Below are 16,911 nucleotides of genomic sequence, written 5' to 3'. Positions count from 1 at the left end.
ATGACAGATAAAAAGAGACATTGGTTTTGGAATTTGGTATTGGTCATTACCCTAGTGGTCTGTCTTTCCGTTTTGGTCATGCACTATAAGAATTGGATCAAGGTAAAGCCCCAGGGTATCCAGATTGTTTCGGGATTTTATTATGTGGATATAAGCTACGATGAATTGGATAGTGTTGTTTTTGTAGCACGGATACCTCCTATGGAACGTTTGAACGGATTCTCCGCCCTTGAAAAGGAGAAAGGTATTTTTAGGGAATTCAAAGATTCATCGACCACTAAAAAAGTACATGTTTTTGTAGATAATATTGCTGATCGGAAGATAAAATTGGTGTATAAGGATTCAGTTAAGTTGTACCTTAACCTAAAAGACTCTGTTAGGACCATGGATTTATTTCACCAGTTGGAAGAAAAAATAGAACCGGAAGAGGCTCCTAATTGATTATTTTATTTCGGTAAAACTCAAAGTATCGGTAAGTCGCATTAATCGTTTGGTATTTTTTATCGCTGTAATCATGATATACGCTTATACTAATTTGTTGGCCGTAATTAAAAATACGCAATGAATATTACTTTCAATCAAATAAAAAATCACGAAAAAAAAACAGTTTTAGCGTTATTTAAAGAGACTGCTGAAAAAATTAACAAAATGAATATTGACCATTGGCAATATTGGAAAAATCCTCCTATAGAAAAAATAAAATGGGTTGAAGAAGGTATTGAAAAAAATGAATTTTTCTTTATTGAAACTTTGAATAAGGAAAATTTAGGAATGGTTAGAATTTTAAATGAAGATATTTTGTATTGGGGAAAACAAGAACATAAAGCTAAATATATTCACTCGTTAGTGGTGAAGGAAAAATACAATGGGAAAGGCTTTGGTATCAAAATAATTCAAGAAATAGAGAATAATGCAAAAGAAGATAATTGCGAGTATTTAAGGCTCGATGCTGATTCTAAAAACCCAAAACTTTGTAATTATTATGAAAAAATGGGATTCAAAAAAGTTGGAACAAAAAAGTTGCCTTTATCTATATATAACCTTTATCAGAAAGAACTGAAATAAAAACTAAGATCAGCAATTATGATTAATACGGGTTTTGGTGCTTGAACCAAAGCTTAGAGCTTTTAACCAAGTTCGCCATCCCGATAGTTATCGGGATTGGATTTGGCTTTATGAACAAAAAAATAAAACGGAACAAAAGTTTTGGCTTGTGGCTAAACTGAAAATAATCGCTTGTTTTCTACCCTACTTGCCAAATATTAAAAGTTGCCAACCATTTATGTCGAACGAAAAACAACACTGGTTAAAGCAATCCGGTGTTCGGACAAGTTTTAGTTGGATATTGTGCATCACATAGAAAAAATAAACAATTAATGAATTATCAAACTTTTCAGCCCCATCCAGATTTAGAATCGCTCGTAAGTTGCTATTGGACTTTGGAAGTACCTGCCGAGACTGATGCGGAAAGACAACGGATCATACCTGATGGTTGCATTGAAATGGCATTTATACTCGGGGATGATATAAAACGATATACTGTCGAAGATAATTTTATTCTACAACCTCGTGCAATGGTATTAGGGCAAATCATTGAACCCTTTTACATAGAACCAACAGGATATGTAAACACATTTGCAATTCGTTTTTATCCATATGGCTTTGCCAATTTCGTAACTGTGCCCATTAAGACGTTGGCAAACAAGGAAACACCGATAGAAATCTTATTTGGAGAAAAAACCGCGAAAAAATTGGAACAAGAAATAATTCAAGCAATTGGTATTAAACAAAGAATAGAGATAATCGAACGTTTTCTTCTAAAGAAACTAAGGGAACGGTCAACGGTTGACAATATTGTTAAAACAACCGTAGATGCCCTCTTATCAACAAAGGGGAGTACGTCTATACATGATATTCTTAAAGAAGATCTATCCAAAAGGAGACAACTTGAAAGAAAATTTGTGAAACAAATCGGTATCAGCCCAAAACAGTTGGGGAAAGTGATTCGTTTGCAAAGTGCCTTAAAAATGTTGCTTAACGAAGAGGAAAACCTGACCAATATTGCCTATGAAAATGAATACTATGATCAGGCACATTTTAGCAAAGACTTCAAGGAGTTTACCGGAGTTAGTCCGAAAGAATTTTCAGGAAATGAAAACATGGTGCTTTCAACGCTTTTCTACAAATAGATCGAGTGTCGCATTTTTACAATTTTAACCCTTGCCAATAATTTAATTTCATGTCATTAATTTAAACAGGAAAAATGAAAAAATATATACTAAGCGCTACTGTAATACTTGCCTTTAATCTTATAGCTTGTAACAATCAAAATAAATCTAATCCAGAAGTACAAAAAGTAGCTTCTAGCCAAGAGCAAACCACTGATAATATGAAAAGTTTTATTTCCCTTTTTGAAATTCCGGCAACGGATATTTTACGAGCAGTCAATTTTTATCAAGCAATTTTGGACATTAACATTGAGCAAATGGAAATGCCGGGAATGGAAATGGGAATATTTCCATACGAAGGACAGATGGTTACTGGTGTTATCATGAAAGGAGAGGGATTCCAGCCTTCGGCAGATGGTGTAACCATATATCTAAATGGCGGAGACAACCTTCAGGTAATTCTTGATAGGGTCGAAAAAAATGGTGGAAAAATCATTGTTCCAAAAACCGCTCATGCCGATGAAAGTGGGTATTTCGCATTGTTTCTTGATTCGGAAGGCAATAAAATGGGGTTACATTCCCCAAATTGATCGAGGAAAAAACGAACGTACAATAAGGTATAAAAGCAATAGCGGTTCGGGTGCAAACCCGAACCGTTTTTATGTTGATTTAAGTATATTGCTATTTAAAGCAAGTACGTATTGATCCACTACTGTTTTTATGTAGAACGTTAGTGGTCGTACAAAAGAAGTTCCTATCTATGAAAGTATTTTTAATATTTGTCATTGTAACAATTGGACAAACATCATTAAATGCTCAGATAGTTTCCGGGAAACTAATCGATGAGAATAAAAAACCTATGGCTTATGTAAATATTGGCGTTATTGGGTTAAATAGGGGTGCCATTTCATCCAAAAAAGGTTTGTATAATATCGATATTACTGGTATTGATGATGAAAAAATAGCTAAATTTTCGCATGTAGGATACGAAAGTGTTGAATTCAAAATTGGAGAATTAAAGAAAAAACATGCTGAATCTTTGAATATAACTTTAAAGAAAAGAATATTCAAACTTCAAGAAGTTGTCATAAGGCCAAATAATAATCAGCCAGTAAATATTGGAGCGAAAAGAAGAGGGATGATGTCATGGATTTGGAGCGAAGCAATAAGTGGAGCTGAAATTGGCACATTGATTAAAAATGACAAACCTGTTCTTTTGGATAAATTACTCTTTCATGTAAGAAAAAATTATTGCGATAGTATTTTATATAGAGTTAAAATATACGATGGTAAAGATAAATTTCCCCAAGAGATTATAAATACAGAGGATATACGGTTTGTTTCGAAGAAAAAAAAAGGTTGGGACTGTGTTGATTTGTCAGACTATAATATCGCTGTTGATGGGGGTTTCATAATTGCACTAGAAACACTTGAAAGTTGGTCAAATGATGAATTTAGAACGACTCACTTATCGTTAAGTAATGTAAAAAAGCTAAGCTTTTCAAGAACATCCAGTATGGCAAAATGGACTGTATTTCTAAATGAAATGAGTTTTAAGGTTAAAGTAAAAGAGTATGATCACTAATAAAAGCACGGACCGTTAATGCGGCGTATGACACATTGTGGCCAAATTTTCTAGCGGAAAATCCCGTCGGACATTTTCCGCAACGGGCCATACACAAAACCCATTATTTGACCATGTCCAACAATGAATGATAAACTTTAAATTCACAAATAAACTATGGTTTTAACAGTACAGGTATTAGGAACTCTTTACGGATTATTGGCGGTTGTTTTTGGTGCTTTTGGCGCACATGCCTTAAAAAAACGTTTTACGGAGGAACAGTTGAAAAGTTTTGAGACCGGCGTAAAATATCAAATGTACCATGCCATGTTATTGTTGGTCATAGGGTTTAATTTTAATTTGGAAACCGGTTTGGAGAAAAGTATGGGCTATTGCTTTTTGATCGGCACCTTTCTATTTTCCTTTAGTATTTACGGCCTTTGCCTGAGTGCGTCAAAAGGAAGGAAATTGGCATTTTTAGGACCGGTCACCCCGCTTGGAGGTTTGTTATTGGTAGTCGGGTGGGGTTTGTTACTGTATTCCTTTATTGGAGATTTCGTATAGGGATCCTAACTATTTGTTTGTCTGTACTTCGGACTTAAATTCCTTTATGGCAGAGTTAGGTTCCATAATGGTATATCCCTTCCAGAATTCCGGATCGTAATCGGACATATATTGGGGGAGTACATCGTTCATTTCCTTAAAAGATTCAAATTGCGGCCGATCAATGGGGTTTACATCAAAAACCACCACTTCATACTTGTTTTGACCGTTGAAAGCGGCATCGATCTTAAGGTGTAGTTCGTTCTGTTTTCTTCTTCCTTTTACATTTTTGTTCTTTTCTATGATTTGAACGGGTCTTTTAAATCCAATACGGTTTCCTTTGGTGACCTCATAATACCTTAAACTGTAAAGACCGTCATCATCTTTTCCAAAAAGAATACTGCCCTTGGCCAAATAGGTGTTCAGGGAAATTCCCAAAAGTTTGAATTTCCGAAGCGATTCCACGTTTTCAAAATCCATTTTTACTAAAGCGAAATCTTCAGAATTAATATATAACCTGCCCTTAAAATCTTCTGAACCCTTGGGCTCAAAACGGATAACATACAGGGCCTTGTCCCCTATATAAGTGTAATCTTCCAAGGTGAGCTCATAACGTCTTGGTTTCCATAGTACGTTGTAATCGGTATTCTTAAAAATAGGGAGTTTGGAATACAGGTTGCCCAATGTACGCCGTTTGTAAGCGGCAAAGAATTTTTTTTGTGCCTCCTTGTCTTTTTTGGTTTTTTCCAACTGTTCGTTTAAAGCGGCAACATCGGTAGAATCAACATCGGCTTCAAAAAGTTCGTCCGCATCGAGTTTGGTGCCAAAAAGCCCGGATTTTAACTTAAAATAGGAGTCGGTTTTTACATTTTTCTTGATGATTTCATTAAAGCGTTCTTCCAGGACTTCAAGATTTAGCCGTTTGCTCTTATCGTACAGCTCCGAAGCCTTGATAAGATGTAGCTTCTGCTCATCCTTTTTACTATTGCCATAAAGATCGCCCAACATTTCGGTGTAATAGGCATCCTTTTTGGGAATGCTGCGCAATGCACTATCCAAAAATGGTCTGTTGAGGGCGGCAATGGTAGATTCCTTAATGCGATAATCGGATTTTTCTATGGCATTGTGATAGGTTTCCCTCAAGAACAGTCTTTTTTTGGTAAAGCCATGGCGATAGTTTTTTTGAAGACTGTCCTGTACCCGTGCTATGATTTCCCGAGGGGTATAATTTTTATTGGATACGATGACCTCTTTCAGTTCTATGGCCTTCGGACTTAAATATATGGTGTTTCCCTCAAATAGATTTAACGGTTTTCCAAGAGATTCATAACCGATACAGGATATGAACAGGGAATCTGTTTCCTTTATTTTTTTATCCAACAAGAAAGTAAACCGGCCTTCCTCGTTGGTGATCACTCCTTTGTTGTTCAACAAAACGGTTACGTAGGGAATTGGTTTTTGGGTAACGCTGTCCAGGATTTTGGAACTTAAGGTCTGTGCGTAAATTATAGACGAAGAAAAAATAAATAATAGAAATGGAAGAAATACGCTTGTCTTCATAGGATGATCGTTACAATACAAACTAAAGCATAGGCACACGTTTTCCCATGCTCTTTTTGATTTTATTAGGACGTATTTATCGTTTTTTTAACGTGATTTTGGTGCGATGTCGTGAATTAGACCCAGAGACATACTCGTTTAATGACATCCACAATCTTCTTGTCCGCAAGCCTTGGTATTTCTTTTTTTGGAGGAGAGAAGGGATTTGGGCAAGACAAACTTTTTCAGCATATAACCTACGGCCATGGCAACGGTGATATAAACTAAAATGTGTTGAAGTGTGTCCATCTTATTTCAAGATTTGATAAGCGATCAAAGCAACAAGATAAGCAAAAAGACTCATAAAGGCCAATTGGCCCATTGGCCATTTCCAGGAATTGGTCTCTCTCTTAACAATGGCCAGGGTACTCATGCATTGCATGGCGAATGCATAAAAAAGAAGTAAGGATATGCCCGATGCCAAATTGAACAAGGGTTTTTTAGTGATGGGGTTTACCTCCGCGGCCATTCTATATTTAATGGTTTCCTCCTCATCGTTCCCCACACTATAGATAGTGGCCAATGTGCCCACAAAAACCTCCCGGGCGGCAAAAGAAGTAAGTACAGCTATGCCTATTTTCCAATCATAGCCTAAGGGCCGAACAATAGGCTCAATGGCCTTGCCCATATACCCCATATAGGAGTGTTCCAATTTATAACTGGCAATTTCTTGATTATGGGCACTTTCTTCCAATACCTTTGTATGGGCGGCCAGGGAATCCTGTAAGGCCGATATACCGATTGCATTGGACTGTTCAAGAATGCTCACTTTGGTCCTGCTTTTGTATTCTTGGAGCTTGCTCTGGATGTAGGATCGGCTGTGTGTATTGAAACCTTCTTTTTGAATACGTTCCGTAACGAGCTTCTCGGCATTTTTAAAGTTGTCCGAAAATCCGTTGGAGCCCAAAAACCAGAGTATTATGGAAATGGCCAGAATGATCTTACCGGCCCCAAGAACAAAACTTTTGGTCTTCTCCAATACGGTATAGCCTACATTTTTGAGCAGTGGAAGTTTATAATTGGGCATTTCTACCACAAAAAATGACCGGCTCTTGATTTTTAAAATTTTATGGAGGGCCATGGCGGACAGGATGGCCGCTCCAAATCCCAATAGGTATAATAACATTAATGTCAGCGCTTTGTAACTGAGCCCTAAAAACCGCCCCTCGGGAATGACCAAGGCAATAATAATAAGATAGACGGGCAGGCGGGCCGAACAGGTAACAAAAGGAGTTACCAAAATGGTGATCAATCTTTCTTTCCAATTTTCGATCGTTCGGGTGGCCATTACGGCGGGAATGGCACAGGCGGTTCCCGAAATCAAGGGAACTATACTTTTGCCACTTAGGCCAAAGGGGCGCATAATGCGATCCATAAGAAACACTACCCTGCTCATATATCCTGTTTCTTCCAGTAAGGCAATGAACAGAAACAAAAAGGCAATTTGTGGAATAAAGATGACGATACCGCCAATACCGGCCAATATGCCTTCTGCGATCAAATTGGTGAACGCTCCCGCTGGCAATGTGTCCTTCACCCATTCCGTGGCGGACGCAAAGAACCCATCGATCATGTCCATGGGATATTCGCTCCAGCCATAAATGGCTTGGAAAATGGTCAATAGAATAACAAAGAAAATAAGATATCCTAATATTTTGTGTGTCAGGACCTTGTCCAATGTTGCCCGAAAACCTTTGGCCGCACTGGTATCTACTTTATAAGTCTCTTTTAAGATCCCATTGATAAATTGGTACCTGAGAATGGTTTCTTTTTGTTGTAATCGTTTTAATTCGGATTTGGATTTAGTGGTAAAAGAGGAGGCATCTTTGATCAGGTTCTTTTCAATGGGCATGAAGTTGACATCCTGGGTAATGACCAACCACAGTTTATATATATCCTCATTGGGAAACGTATGGCGCAATCTTTCAAAATATTCGGGGGCAATTACCGTAGTATCTACGTTGGGGACTTTTGTGAGGTTCTTATAATCTCCGATAAGCTCTTTTAGTTTATCTATGCCTATTCCCTTACGGGTACTTATCAGCGCTATTTTTGCATCGAGCTTCTCTTCTAGCAGTGCCAAATCTATACTGATACCCTTGCGTGACATTCTATCCGCCATATTGATGACCAAAATGGCGGGGATTTTCAAATCTTTGATCTGGGTAAAAAGGAGCAGGTTTCTTTTTAGGTTTTCCACATCAGAAACCACAAGGGCCACATCTGGATGATCTTTATCGTTTTTGTTCAACAAAAGTTCTACGGCAACGCTCTCATCAAGGGATGTGGTGTTCAGGCTATAGGTTCCGGGGAGGTCTAAAATATGTGCTTTTACACCTCTGGGAAGTTTGCAGACCCCCTCTTTTTTTTCTACGGTTATGCCCGGATAATTACCTACTTTTTGGTTTAGTCCGGTAAGTTGGTTAAAGACCGATGTCTTGCCTGTATTAGGGTTGCCTATAAGGGCTACGTTTATTTGCTTGCTCATAGGTTCCCACTTTCTTCCTCGACCAGTTCCAGGGCAATTTGAAGTGCCATGGCCCGTCTTATGGCAATATGAGACCCGTTGACATTAATGTAAATGGGGTCTTTTAAAGGGGCCACTTGCACCAATTCTATCTCATTTCCGGGCAAGCAGCCCAGTTCCAATAGCTTGATGGGCAGCAAATCCTCTGGAAACTCTTTAATGATTCCTTTTTGACCTCGTTTAAGATGCGCAACGGTAACCTCCAATTTTTATTTAGATTCATTTTAAGTAAGGACAAAAATAGTATAAAAAGATGAGGTTTACGGCCTATAAACACCAAAAAAATAAAGTTCAGGTTCCAAAATAAATTAGGGGACGGTTACAACATTCGATAAGCTGGCTTGAACAGGATACTTCATTAAAAGATAAATCGTAAATTAAAAAACGGGTTTAAACTTTAGGTGTCGAAGCTTGAATCCGTATTGCCGATAACAGCTAAAAACTGCTAACTTTTCATTCTTTGTAGGAAGCCTTCAATATTTTTAAATCTACCATCAAATTCTCCATGTCCTCCGTTTTAGTTCCGTCATAAAAACCCCGTATTCTTCTTTCCTTGTCCACCAGAATAAAATTCTCGGTATGTATCATATCAAAAGGACCGCCATCACCATCCGTTTTAACGGCGAGGTATGACTTTCGGGCCAATTCGTAGATATCTTTTTTGTCTCCCGTCACCAAATTCCATTTTTCATCAAGCACCCCTTTTTCCAGTGCGTATTTTTTAAGTTGGGCAACAGAATCTATTATGGGAGTTACGGAATGGGACAAGAGCATGACCTCATCATCATTTTTAATTTTCTCCTGAATTTCTGCCATATTCTTTGTCATGACCGGGCATATGCTCGGGCAGGTGGTAAAGAAGAAATCCGCAATATATATCTTGTCCTTATAATCGGCCTGCGTAATGGTCTTGCCATTTTGATTGGTCAGGGAAAAATCGGCAATGGTATGGTACTTGCGAACATGCCGGATTTCCTCGGCTACCAATGCCGTACTCACCATGGCCGGGTAATAGACCAGAAGTGTTTTTTTGGGTTTTAGGGCATTGTAAAAGAGATAGATGATAATAACGGATAGTCCCAAAAGAACAATTCCAAAAAGCTTGAATTTACCCAAAAAAGAACGCATCTTTTTTTTGCAAAGGTACACCAGTAACCCTGAGCTTTCAAGCTAAGTTGGGATAAATGCCTATAAAATATTCTTAAAATACCCGTGCCCTGCCTACTTTCTTTTTTTAAGACCCCGTAAAAATGTACTTTTGTCCGATTTTAATTATAGAAGACACTAATGAGTCCCATACTAATAAAGACCATACAATTTTTTTTAAGCCTCTCTCTGCTTATTGTTTTACATGAGCTTGGGCATTTTATTCCGGCAAAGTTATTTAAGACCCGGGTAGAGAAATTCTATCTGTTTTTTGATGTAAAATTTTCCCTGTTCAAAAAGAAAATAGGCGAGACCGTATATGGAATAGGTTGGTTGCCCCTGGGGGGCTATGTGAAGATATCCGGTATGATAGATGAGAGTATGGATACCGAAGTCATGAAGGAAGAGCCCAAACCATGGGAATTTAGAAGCAAACCAGCCTGGCAGCGCTTGATCATTATGTTGGGCGGGGTAACCGTGAACTTTATTTTGGCGGTTATTATCTACATTGGAATGGCCTATTCCTATGGTGAAGAGTTTATTCCTGCAGATAGTCTCAAGGATGGTTTATGGGTAACGGAAAAAAGCATCGGGGATAAGCTGGGTGTGCAAACGGGAGATCTGATCGTGGCGGTCGATGGGGAAAAAGTGGAGAAATACAGTGCCCTGCCCATTGAAATTGTCAACGGTAATACCATAACCATTGAGCGGGATGGCCGTACGTTCGATAAGGAAATCCCCGTGGATTTTATCGCTACCCTATTGGATGATGAAGATAAGATAAGGTTCCTTTCCCTACGGAGACCTTTTGTTGTAAGCGAAGTTTCCGAGGATTCGGAAAATAAAGATGCCGGATTATTGCCCGAAGATGAAATAATTGCCATAGGAGGAAAAGAGATCAAATATTTTGATGAGGTCAAGCCCGTATTGGAAGGTTTTAAATCCGAAAAGGTTGAATTGACCGTTTTAAGGAACCAAAACCAGCGTGTACAAATACCTGTACATATTAGTGATTCTGCAACCATAGGCATTCGTCCCGGACTGATCGGTCTAGAAAAAATGCAGGAAAAAGGATTATTGAAAATAGAGAAAATCGATTATTCTTTTTTTGAATCTATTCCCGCGGGTATAGATAAGGGCATAAATACCTTATCCGGGTACGTAAAACAAATGAAGAAAATATTCAATCCCGAGACCGGGGCTTATAAAGGAGTTGGGGGATTTGCCGCTATTGGAGGTCTTTTTCCCGACGCCTGGGACTGGCCCGCCTTTTGGAACGCTACGGCATTTATATCCATAATCCTGGCCTTTATGAATATTTTACCCATTCCCGCATTGGATGGTGGTCATGTAATGTTCTTATTGTATGAAATGGTTACCGGAAGAAAGCCTAGTGACAAATTTTTGGAATACGCCCAAATGACCGGTTTTTTCCTATTAATAGCTTTGTTGTTATTTGCTAACGGGAACGATTTATATAAATGGCTTTTTAAATAAAATGATTTATTTTTTCTTTGTTCTGTTTTAAAGAAAAAATTATATTTGCAGCCGCTTAAGGCGAAATATTCCTCCTTAGCTCAGTTGGTTAGAGCATCTGACTGTTAATCAGAGGGTCCTTGGTTCGAGCCCAAGAGGGGGAGCAGATAAGCCCAGTAAGACATTGATTTTACTGGGTTTTTTGTTTTTATACAAAATATTTCTATGATTAAATATTTATCTTTTCTCTTCTTAGTTTTATTATTTATCGGATGTTCTGATAATTGTACACAAACAATAGAACATCCTGCAACCGTTATTAATGGAGTTGAAATATCCCCAGCTACAACACAAGAAATTCCTTGTGATGCTGAACCCATTGACCCTCCCATTCCAATTGGTCAAATCAATTAAATAACCTTTCTTTAGCTTTTTTTTTACATTATTCAAAAAGTCCCTTTAGCTGTATTATACATACATTTTAATATTTCTTCTTATTTAATAAGCATCAAAATCGGTGTACAATTCGGGTTGCAACTTTAAAAATAGAGGGTGCATATTAAATCATAGCTTTTTAATTTTAAAAAATTAAAAAGCTATGACCTACTATTTCTCTCTTTTATAATGGCCCATAATGCCAACATGAACATAATGGTAACTAGTACATAGATGAATTTAGGTATCGGTACCGGGTCACCCGTCGCGTAGCTGTGAAGGCCTGTCAGATAATAATTTACACCAAAGGAGGTCATGATAATGGACCAAAAGGCGAACATACTGGCAATATTGAATACCAAGTGATTGTTGAGCCTGGGTACAAACCTCAAATGGAGCACAATGGCATATACGATAACACTGATCAAGGCCCAGGTTTCCTTGGGATCCCATGCCCAATATCTGCCCCAGGATTCGTTGGCCCATATCCCTCCTAGAAAGGTGCCGATAGCGAGTAGAAAGAGACCGATCGTGAGCAACAGTTCGTTCATATAGGTAAGCTCCAAAATATGCTTTTGGATTATATCTTGGTTGGTACTGGTCCTAAAAAGCACCAATATAAGGGCCATCATGCCCAATACGGCCCCTAGGGCCAAAGGTGCATAACTACTTACAATAGTGGCCACGTGTATTTTTAACCAGTACGATTTTAATACGGGCATCAGATTGGTGATTTCAGGATTGAGCCAATCCAGATAGCTTACAAACAACAAGGCGCCTGAAAATAGGGTGGCCAACGGAAGGACAAATACCGACCGCCTAAAACAGATCATGCCCGATAATACCAAGGCCCATGCCACAAAGACCAACATCTCGTACCCGTTGCTCCATGGAGCATGGCCGGCCACGTACCAGCGTAGCATCAAATTACCGGTCAAAATCAAAAAAGCGATGAGGGTAGATAGGAAAAATAAGTTCCAGAGTGTGTAGATCCATTTTTTGGGAGAAAGAACCGTGATTACCGAAAGAATCAGCAAGATTGCTCCTAATGTAAAGAACGCTTGGAACATCCAAAAATTAATGTTCAGTTTGTTATACCACAACTCGGCATTGAGCTTTCGTTCGGAAGGAATAATGTCCTTGGCCAAAGTATTTTGGTAAACGGCCAAATAGGATAGTTTTTCATGTGCCGCCCCATAGGCACCATTGATGATATCCCTAAAATACAGTGGCATAATACCTTTGGCAAAATTGGCATCTTCCTTTGGAAAATCAGTAAAGTGGTGGGTGGGCGTAAACCATGTGTTGTTAGGGTCGTTCTTATTGGGGAAAAGCTTTAGGTAATTGCCCGATAACACGTTGAAAAGAATATTGAAACGCTCATCTATTTTGATGAGTTCCTTATCTTCCTCATTGCGTTCGCTCGGTTTTTTTTGGTTGGCCCGTTCCACTTCGTTGGCCAAAAGGTAGCCATCATCACCGGCCAAAAAATGGTTGAATGCTACCAATCCGTTCGAAGTTTCGGGAAGTGAGGGCAGGAGTGCCGTCACTTTTTCCCGGTCCAATTTAATTACAGGAATCCTTTTCCAGTCATTGGGGGAGGCATGCATGGCCAAGAATACCTGATCGGCGGTCAAACGTTCATTGTTGTACTTAAGGTAAGGTCTGCCGGACAGCTTTCTAAGAAATTCCGAAGCCAAGGTGTTCACTGGTTTTATGCGACCGTCCAAATCTTGTACGAACAAATGTCCAAACGCTTCCGCATGCTCTTTATCGGCCATGGTAAAGGGTTCCGGTTCCTGTGCTTTTCCGAGAAATCCGATCAATACTAATGCCGTGAGCAAAGTCGTTCGCTTTTTCTGCAATTTTCGGAGTTTGGAATTGATCAAGCGAAAACGTGAGGTCCTTCCAAAAAGGGTAAAGAACATGCCTATGCCCATGAGCAGATAACCCAAATAGGTAATCCATGTGCCGGCAGCGTCCTTATTAACGGCCAATACCGTTCCGTGTTCATCGGTATCGTAACTGGCTTGGTAAAAGCGATAGCCTTTATGATCCAATACATTGTTCATGTAAATTCGATAGGGTTCGGCTTTGCCCCCATCCAAAATTTGCACTTCACTGGCATAAGAGGAAGGGCTTGAAGAGCCTGGATAACGTTCCAATTGAAAATCGATCAGCTTTAGGGCAAAGGGCAGCACAATGGAATCGGAGCCATAAGAAAGGCGAAGGTTCGTGCCATTCAGGTCAATACTATGGGAGCTGGCCAAAAAACCTCTTCGGTACAGAAGGTTGGCCATTTTTTCCTCTCCGCCGTAGTTGATACTCACTTTAAGAACATCGTCTTTGTTATCATCATTGTCCTTCGGGCGGTCCTGTGAGGAAACCAAACCGACTCGACCTTTTTTGTGAAAGGTATTGGGCACGAAGGAAATATCGTGCCAACGGAACAAAGTCTTGAGCTGTATGGCTTGTAGACTGTCTTCAGTTATTTTTCCGGCCGTTTGTGATGCCATAATAAAGAAGTCCATGGGGGCAGGGCCTTTAATAAAAAAGGCCCCGTTCTTTTCATGGATGTTCACGGCGTCTTGATTACCGGATTCAAATCCGATTAAATGTCTATGTTCCCCAATGGATTCAATTTCACCTTTTTTTAAAATGACCGTCTTTTTTTTTACCCCGTCGGAAACTACCATTTCTAGTAGTGCTTCACCTTTTTGGGAATCACTTACTATTTGTGCCTCCGCATCAATAATATAATCAGCATAGGAGATGTGCAGGGGTTTTCCATCATAGCTGTTCTTAATTTCAAAATCATTACCTCCTTTGGAGGATAGGTCCAACTTTTTCTTTATGACCTTGGTAGTGCCTTTGCCGCTTATACGTACACTTAAATGGTCGGCATCTGAAATGATGTGGTTGCTTTCTGCCCCTTCGCGAATACGCATGATCCCACTTTCTGAATGGTAACGGGTGATGCCTGCGCCAATAAGTATAAGGATAAAGGCCAAGTGAAAGCACAACACGGCCCATTTTTCTTTTCGCCAAAGACGATATTTGGGAATATTGAACAAAAAGCACACGCCAAGTCCCAACATGACCAACTCAAACCAGAGGGCATCGTATATTAACTTCCAGGAAGTGGCTATGCCAAAATCATTTTCAATAAAAGTAGCGATACCCATGGCCATGGCAAATACAAATAATAGGGCCAAAGCCAGTACAGGTGAAGAAAAAAAACGAAATAATCTGCCCATATCTGTTTACGTATATGATAAATTCCTTACCAAAGTTTAAAGGTCAAAAGAAAGGCCCATTCAGAATTTTCGATTGGAACGAAAGAACAAATGAGCCGGTCTTTTTAATTTAAGGTTATTTTGTGCCAACGGGCATTTTGGATTCCCGCTCCTTGGCATCTTCCAACCATTTTGGAAGTACATTTTCTAAAAAGACCGCTTTTTCATGCTCTAACTTCTCCATATCCAGACCAATAAACTCCTGAGCTTTCTCCTTAGAAGAAATATCTGGCATGGTCACGGGTTCGTTATGCCCCAACTCGGCCAACAGGCGGGCCAATTTTAATCGGGCCTCTTGGGCCTTTACCAGTGCACTGCCGATAACCCGCCCTGTTTCAACAGGTGAGTGGAACGAAGATCCGTGGGCAGCTGCGGAATAATCCCATCGCCATTGGGCATGTCTTATGTCCATTAGAATCTCTTTCATTTGATTTTCGGTAGCGCCCAATTCCCAACATTTTCCCGCTTCCACATGGGCCTTTACCAAGAGGCCTTCCAGTTTTAAACGGGTTTCCGTAGATTTTCTCTGGCGTTCATATACGTTCTGGATCAAATTATCGGCATTTTCCCTGTGGCATACCTGGCAGGCATTATTTACATTGTTAAGGGGCGATTGAATGTGGTGGTCCGTAAACTTTTGTCCACCTTCACTTTTGTACGGCATATGGCAATCGGCGCAAGAAACCCCTCTTTGTGAATGAATACCGGTCTGGAACACTTCCCAACCCGGGTGCTGTGCCTTGAGCATAGGGGCTTTACTGATCTTGTGTGTCCAATCCTTAAAGTTGATACTATCATAGTAAGCTTCCATTTGCTCTACAGAAGTACCGTTTTTCCATGGAAATACGAGATATGGAACCCCTTCCCTGCCCGGTAGGTTTTTGTTAAAGTAATATTCTGCATGGCATTGTGCACATACCAATGAGCGCATTTCTTGGTGTGTAGCCTTATTAATATCTTTCCCCATGGCCTCAAAGGCCTCAACCAGGGCAGGGCGTGATATTTTCAGTTTCATGGTCTTGGAATCGTGGCAATCGGCACACCCGATCGGGTTGATTACTTCGGATCCCTTATCCGCCCATTTTCCCGAATAATATTCCGTTATGCCGTTTTCTTTCATCAACCTGGGAACATCCGGACCTTTACAAGTCCAACAGGTGGCGGGCATGGGACCGTCCCCTTTACCTTTTGGACCACCGGTTCGAAGGGTGTTCTGAAGGTCTTCTATGGCATAATAATGGCCTCGACCCTGATTATAATCCTTGGAAAAACCATAGCCGGCCCATAACACCACCAGGCGGGGATCCTCCTCCAACATATCACGCATGGCGGAACCACCTTGGTAGGTGGCAAATTCAGATTCTGAGGTCTGCAGGAACGATTGGTATTCCTTGGGGTAGTTTTCTCCCCAGACCTCATTGCGCGGTTCTGTTTCCGATATGTCCACTTTGGGCACAAACTTATAACGTGCCTCATTTTTTCTATTGATGATACTAGAGGCCAATAACCCTAGTAAAAAGACGACGATAACGGTGATGATAAATAGGATTTTATTCTTCATTTTTGCTGGTTTTTAATTCTTGTTTGATCCATTCCGGGATTATGGTCTCCCCGGTATCTGTAGGTAGGGGAGCTATATTATATTGTATGGTAGAGGTGCCATGTACGCTGCCATGGGGTATTTCTTGGTGGCAGCTCCAGCACTTACGTTCGGTACGGTTTTGTGTATGGTCCGTAATCCAGCCGTCATATTTGGTTTGGGTTACTTGTTGTACATGACATCGAATACAATTATCCTGCACTACTTCTTGTGAGGCTTCCCTCATAAAAATCACCTCTGGTTCTTTTCTTAAGGTAAAGATGGAAGCATGGTACAGACCATCCTTGGCCTTAAAAAAATACTTGTTGGCAATATTGTTATGGGGCACGTGACAATCATTGCAGTTGGCCCATTCACGGTGCGAACTGTGCATCCACGAATTGTAGACCGGGGTCATTACATGGCAGTTGACGCAGGCTTTTGGATCGTCGGACATATAGGATACCACCTCTGCTTCTTTTGCAAGGAACAGCCCCAACCCAATAATGGCCGCTATGGACATAATTGCGATGGTACGCCATCTTGAATATTTGTACGGTAGTAGCAGCATAATAACC

At 40.0% G+C, this 16,911-nt stretch carries 16 protein-coding genes and 1 tRNA gene; 9 read left to right on the top strand and 8 right to left on the bottom strand.

Annotated elements, in window-relative coordinates; translation table 11 throughout:
* From ACKWB9_RS03235 to ACKWB9_RS03210, 6 genes are all read left to right on the top strand, one after another.
* Entirely contained in the window at positions 1 to 441 is a 441-nt protein-coding gene (locus ACKWB9_RS03235) for a hypothetical protein (RefSeq protein WP_414001553.1), read from the top strand.
* 120 nt (positions 442 to 561) lie between these two features.
* On the top strand, positions 562 to 1,065 hold the full coding sequence (locus ACKWB9_RS03230; protein ID WP_414001552.1) for a GNAT family N-acetyltransferase: 504 nt from the start codon (positions 562 to 564) through the stop codon (positions 1,063 to 1,065).
* A gap of 254 nt (positions 1,066 to 1,319) precedes the next feature.
* Positions 1,320 to 2,189, top strand: coding sequence for a DUF6597 domain-containing transcriptional factor (locus tag ACKWB9_RS03225; protein WP_414001551.1), 870 nt, complete (start codon positions 1,320 to 1,322; stop codon positions 2,187 to 2,189).
* 74 nt (positions 2,190 to 2,263) lie between these two features.
* Positions 2,264 to 2,758 carry a VOC family protein gene (locus tag ACKWB9_RS03220; protein ID WP_414001550.1) on the top strand — a complete coding sequence of 165 codons (495 nt, stop codon included), beginning with the start codon at positions 2,264 to 2,266 and terminating at the stop codon, positions 2,756 to 2,758.
* 170 nt (positions 2,759 to 2,928) lie between these two features.
* Complete coding sequence (locus tag ACKWB9_RS03215) at positions 2,929 to 3,753, top strand: carboxypeptidase-like regulatory domain-containing protein (RefSeq protein ID WP_414001549.1); 825 nt, start codon at positions 2,929 to 2,931, stop codon at positions 3,751 to 3,753.
* Positions 3,754 to 3,909: 156 nt separating this feature from the next.
* Positions 3,910 to 4,296, top strand: coding sequence for a DUF423 domain-containing protein (locus ACKWB9_RS03210; RefSeq protein ID WP_414001548.1), 387 nt, complete (start codon positions 3,910 to 3,912; stop codon positions 4,294 to 4,296).
* A 9-nt stretch (positions 4,297 to 4,305) separates the two neighbouring features.
* Here the strand turns inward: ACKWB9_RS03210 and ACKWB9_RS03205 are convergent, their stop codons facing one another.
* The 5 genes from ACKWB9_RS03205 to ACKWB9_RS03185 form a co-directional block, all read right to left on the bottom strand.
* Complete coding sequence (locus ACKWB9_RS03205) at positions 4,306 to 5,835, bottom strand: carboxypeptidase-like regulatory domain-containing protein (protein ID WP_414001547.1); 1,530 nt, start codon at positions 5,833 to 5,835, stop codon at positions 4,306 to 4,308.
* A 138-nt stretch (positions 5,836 to 5,973) separates the two neighbouring features.
* Entirely contained in the window at positions 5,974 to 6,123 is a 150-nt protein-coding gene (locus ACKWB9_RS03200) for a hypothetical protein (RefSeq protein ID WP_414001546.1), read from the bottom strand.
* Position 6,124: 1 nt separating this feature from the next.
* Positions 6,125 to 8,362, bottom strand: coding sequence for a ferrous iron transport protein B (gene feoB / locus ACKWB9_RS03195; RefSeq protein ID WP_414001545.1), 2,238 nt, complete (start codon positions 8,360 to 8,362; stop codon positions 6,125 to 6,127).
* Positions 8,359 to 8,607, bottom strand: coding sequence for a FeoA family protein (locus tag ACKWB9_RS03190; protein WP_414001544.1), 249 nt, complete (start codon positions 8,605 to 8,607; stop codon positions 8,359 to 8,361). The genes feoB and ACKWB9_RS03190 overlap by 4 nt, the downstream gene beginning before the upstream one ends.
* A gap of 247 nt (positions 8,608 to 8,854) precedes the next feature.
* Complete coding sequence (locus tag ACKWB9_RS03185) at positions 8,855 to 9,529, bottom strand: SCO family protein (RefSeq protein ID WP_414001543.1); 675 nt, start codon at positions 9,527 to 9,529, stop codon at positions 8,855 to 8,857.
* Between the two features lie 159 nt (positions 9,530 to 9,688).
* On the opposite strand from ACKWB9_RS03185, the gene rseP reads away from it, so the two are divergent.
* The 3 genes from rseP to ACKWB9_RS03170 all read left to right on the top strand — a co-directional run bounded on the left by rseP (position 9,689) and on the right by ACKWB9_RS03170 (position 11,437).
* A complete protein-coding gene (rseP, locus tag ACKWB9_RS03180) occupies positions 9,689 to 11,044 on the top strand; it encodes an RIP metalloprotease RseP (RefSeq protein WP_414001542.1) in 1,356 nt (451 codons plus the stop codon).
* 69 nt (positions 11,045 to 11,113) lie between these two features.
* Positions 11,114 to 11,187, top strand: a tRNA-Asn gene (locus tag ACKWB9_RS03175).
* Positions 11,188 to 11,248: 61 nt separating this feature from the next.
* Positions 11,249 to 11,437, top strand: a complete 189-nt coding sequence (locus ACKWB9_RS03170) for a hypothetical protein (protein ID WP_414001541.1) — start codon at positions 11,249 to 11,251, stop codon at positions 11,435 to 11,437.
* Positions 11,438 to 11,619: 182 nt separating this feature from the next.
* Here the strand turns inward: ACKWB9_RS03170 and ACKWB9_RS03165 are convergent, their stop codons facing one another.
* From ACKWB9_RS03165 to nrfH, 3 genes are all read right to left on the bottom strand, one after another.
* Positions 11,620 to 14,715 carry a cytochrome c biogenesis protein CcsA gene (locus ACKWB9_RS03165; RefSeq protein WP_414001540.1) on the bottom strand — a complete coding sequence of 1,032 codons (3,096 nt, stop codon included), beginning with the start codon at positions 14,713 to 14,715 and terminating at the stop codon, positions 11,620 to 11,622.
* A 115-nt stretch (positions 14,716 to 14,830) separates the two neighbouring features.
* Complete coding sequence (nrfA, locus tag ACKWB9_RS03160; protein ID WP_414001539.1) at positions 14,831 to 16,315, bottom strand: ammonia-forming cytochrome c nitrite reductase; 1,485 nt, start codon at positions 16,313 to 16,315, stop codon at positions 14,831 to 14,833.
* Positions 16,305 to 16,904, bottom strand: coding sequence for a cytochrome c nitrite reductase small subunit (gene nrfH / locus ACKWB9_RS03155; RefSeq protein ID WP_414001538.1), 600 nt, complete (start codon positions 16,902 to 16,904; stop codon positions 16,305 to 16,307). The genes nrfA and nrfH overlap by 11 nt, the downstream gene beginning before the upstream one ends.
* Positions 16,905 to 16,911 lie beyond the last annotated feature (7 nt).

The organism is Maribacter spongiae (assembly GCF_047345125.1).
Lineage (GTDB): Bacteria > Bacteroidota > Bacteroidia > Flavobacteriales > Flavobacteriaceae > Maribacter.
The sequence above is the reverse complement of the archived record's forward strand: the minus strand, read 5'-3'. Positions and strand labels throughout refer to the sequence as shown.

Excerpts from the sequence above, each read along its gene's own strand:
- ACKWB9_RS03235 (WP_414001553.1), top strand. The coding sequence starts at position 1 with ATGACAGATAAAAAGAGACATTGGTTTTGGAATTTGGTATTGGTCATT.
- ACKWB9_RS03230 (WP_414001552.1), top strand. The coding sequence starts at position 562 with ATGAATATTACTTTCAATCAAATAAAAAATCACGAAAAAAAAACAGTT.
- ACKWB9_RS03220 (WP_414001550.1), top strand. The coding sequence starts at position 2,264 with ATGAAAAAATATATACTAAGCGCTACTGTAATACTTGCCTTTAATCTT.
- ACKWB9_RS03215 (WP_414001549.1), top strand. The coding sequence starts at position 2,929 with ATGAAAGTATTTTTAATATTTGTCATTGTAACAATTGGACAAACATCA.
- ACKWB9_RS03210 (WP_414001548.1), top strand. The coding sequence starts at position 3,910 with ATGGTTTTAACAGTACAGGTATTAGGAACTCTTTACGGATTATTGGCG.
- ACKWB9_RS03205 (WP_414001547.1), bottom strand. The coding sequence starts at position 5,835 with ATGAAGACAAGCGTATTTCTTCCATTTCTATTATTTATTTTTTCTTCG.
- ACKWB9_RS03200 (WP_414001546.1), bottom strand. The coding sequence starts at position 6,123 with ATGGACACACTTCAACACATTTTAGTTTATATCACCGTTGCCATGGCC.
- feoB (WP_414001545.1), bottom strand. The coding sequence starts at position 8,362 with ATGAGCAAGCAAATAAACGTAGCCCTTATAGGCAACCCTAATACAGGC.
- ACKWB9_RS03185 (WP_414001543.1), bottom strand. The coding sequence starts at position 9,529 with ATGCGTTCTTTTTTGGGTAAATTCAAGCTTTTTGGAATTGTTCTTTTG.
- rseP (WP_414001542.1), top strand. The coding sequence starts at position 9,689 with ATGAGTCCCATACTAATAAAGACCATACAATTTTTTTTAAGCCTCTCT.
- ACKWB9_RS03170 (WP_414001541.1), top strand. The coding sequence starts at position 11,249 with ATGATTAAATATTTATCTTTTCTCTTCTTAGTTTTATTATTTATCGGA.
- ACKWB9_RS03165 (WP_414001540.1), bottom strand. The coding sequence starts at position 14,715 with ATGGGCAGATTATTTCGTTTTTTTTCTTCACCTGTACTGGCTTTGGCC.
- nrfA (WP_414001539.1), bottom strand. The coding sequence starts at position 16,315 with ATGAAGAATAAAATCCTATTTATCATCACCGTTATCGTCGTCTTTTTA.
- nrfH (WP_414001538.1), bottom strand. The coding sequence starts at position 16,904 with ATGCTGCTACTACCGTACAAATATTCAAGATGGCGTACCATCGCAATT.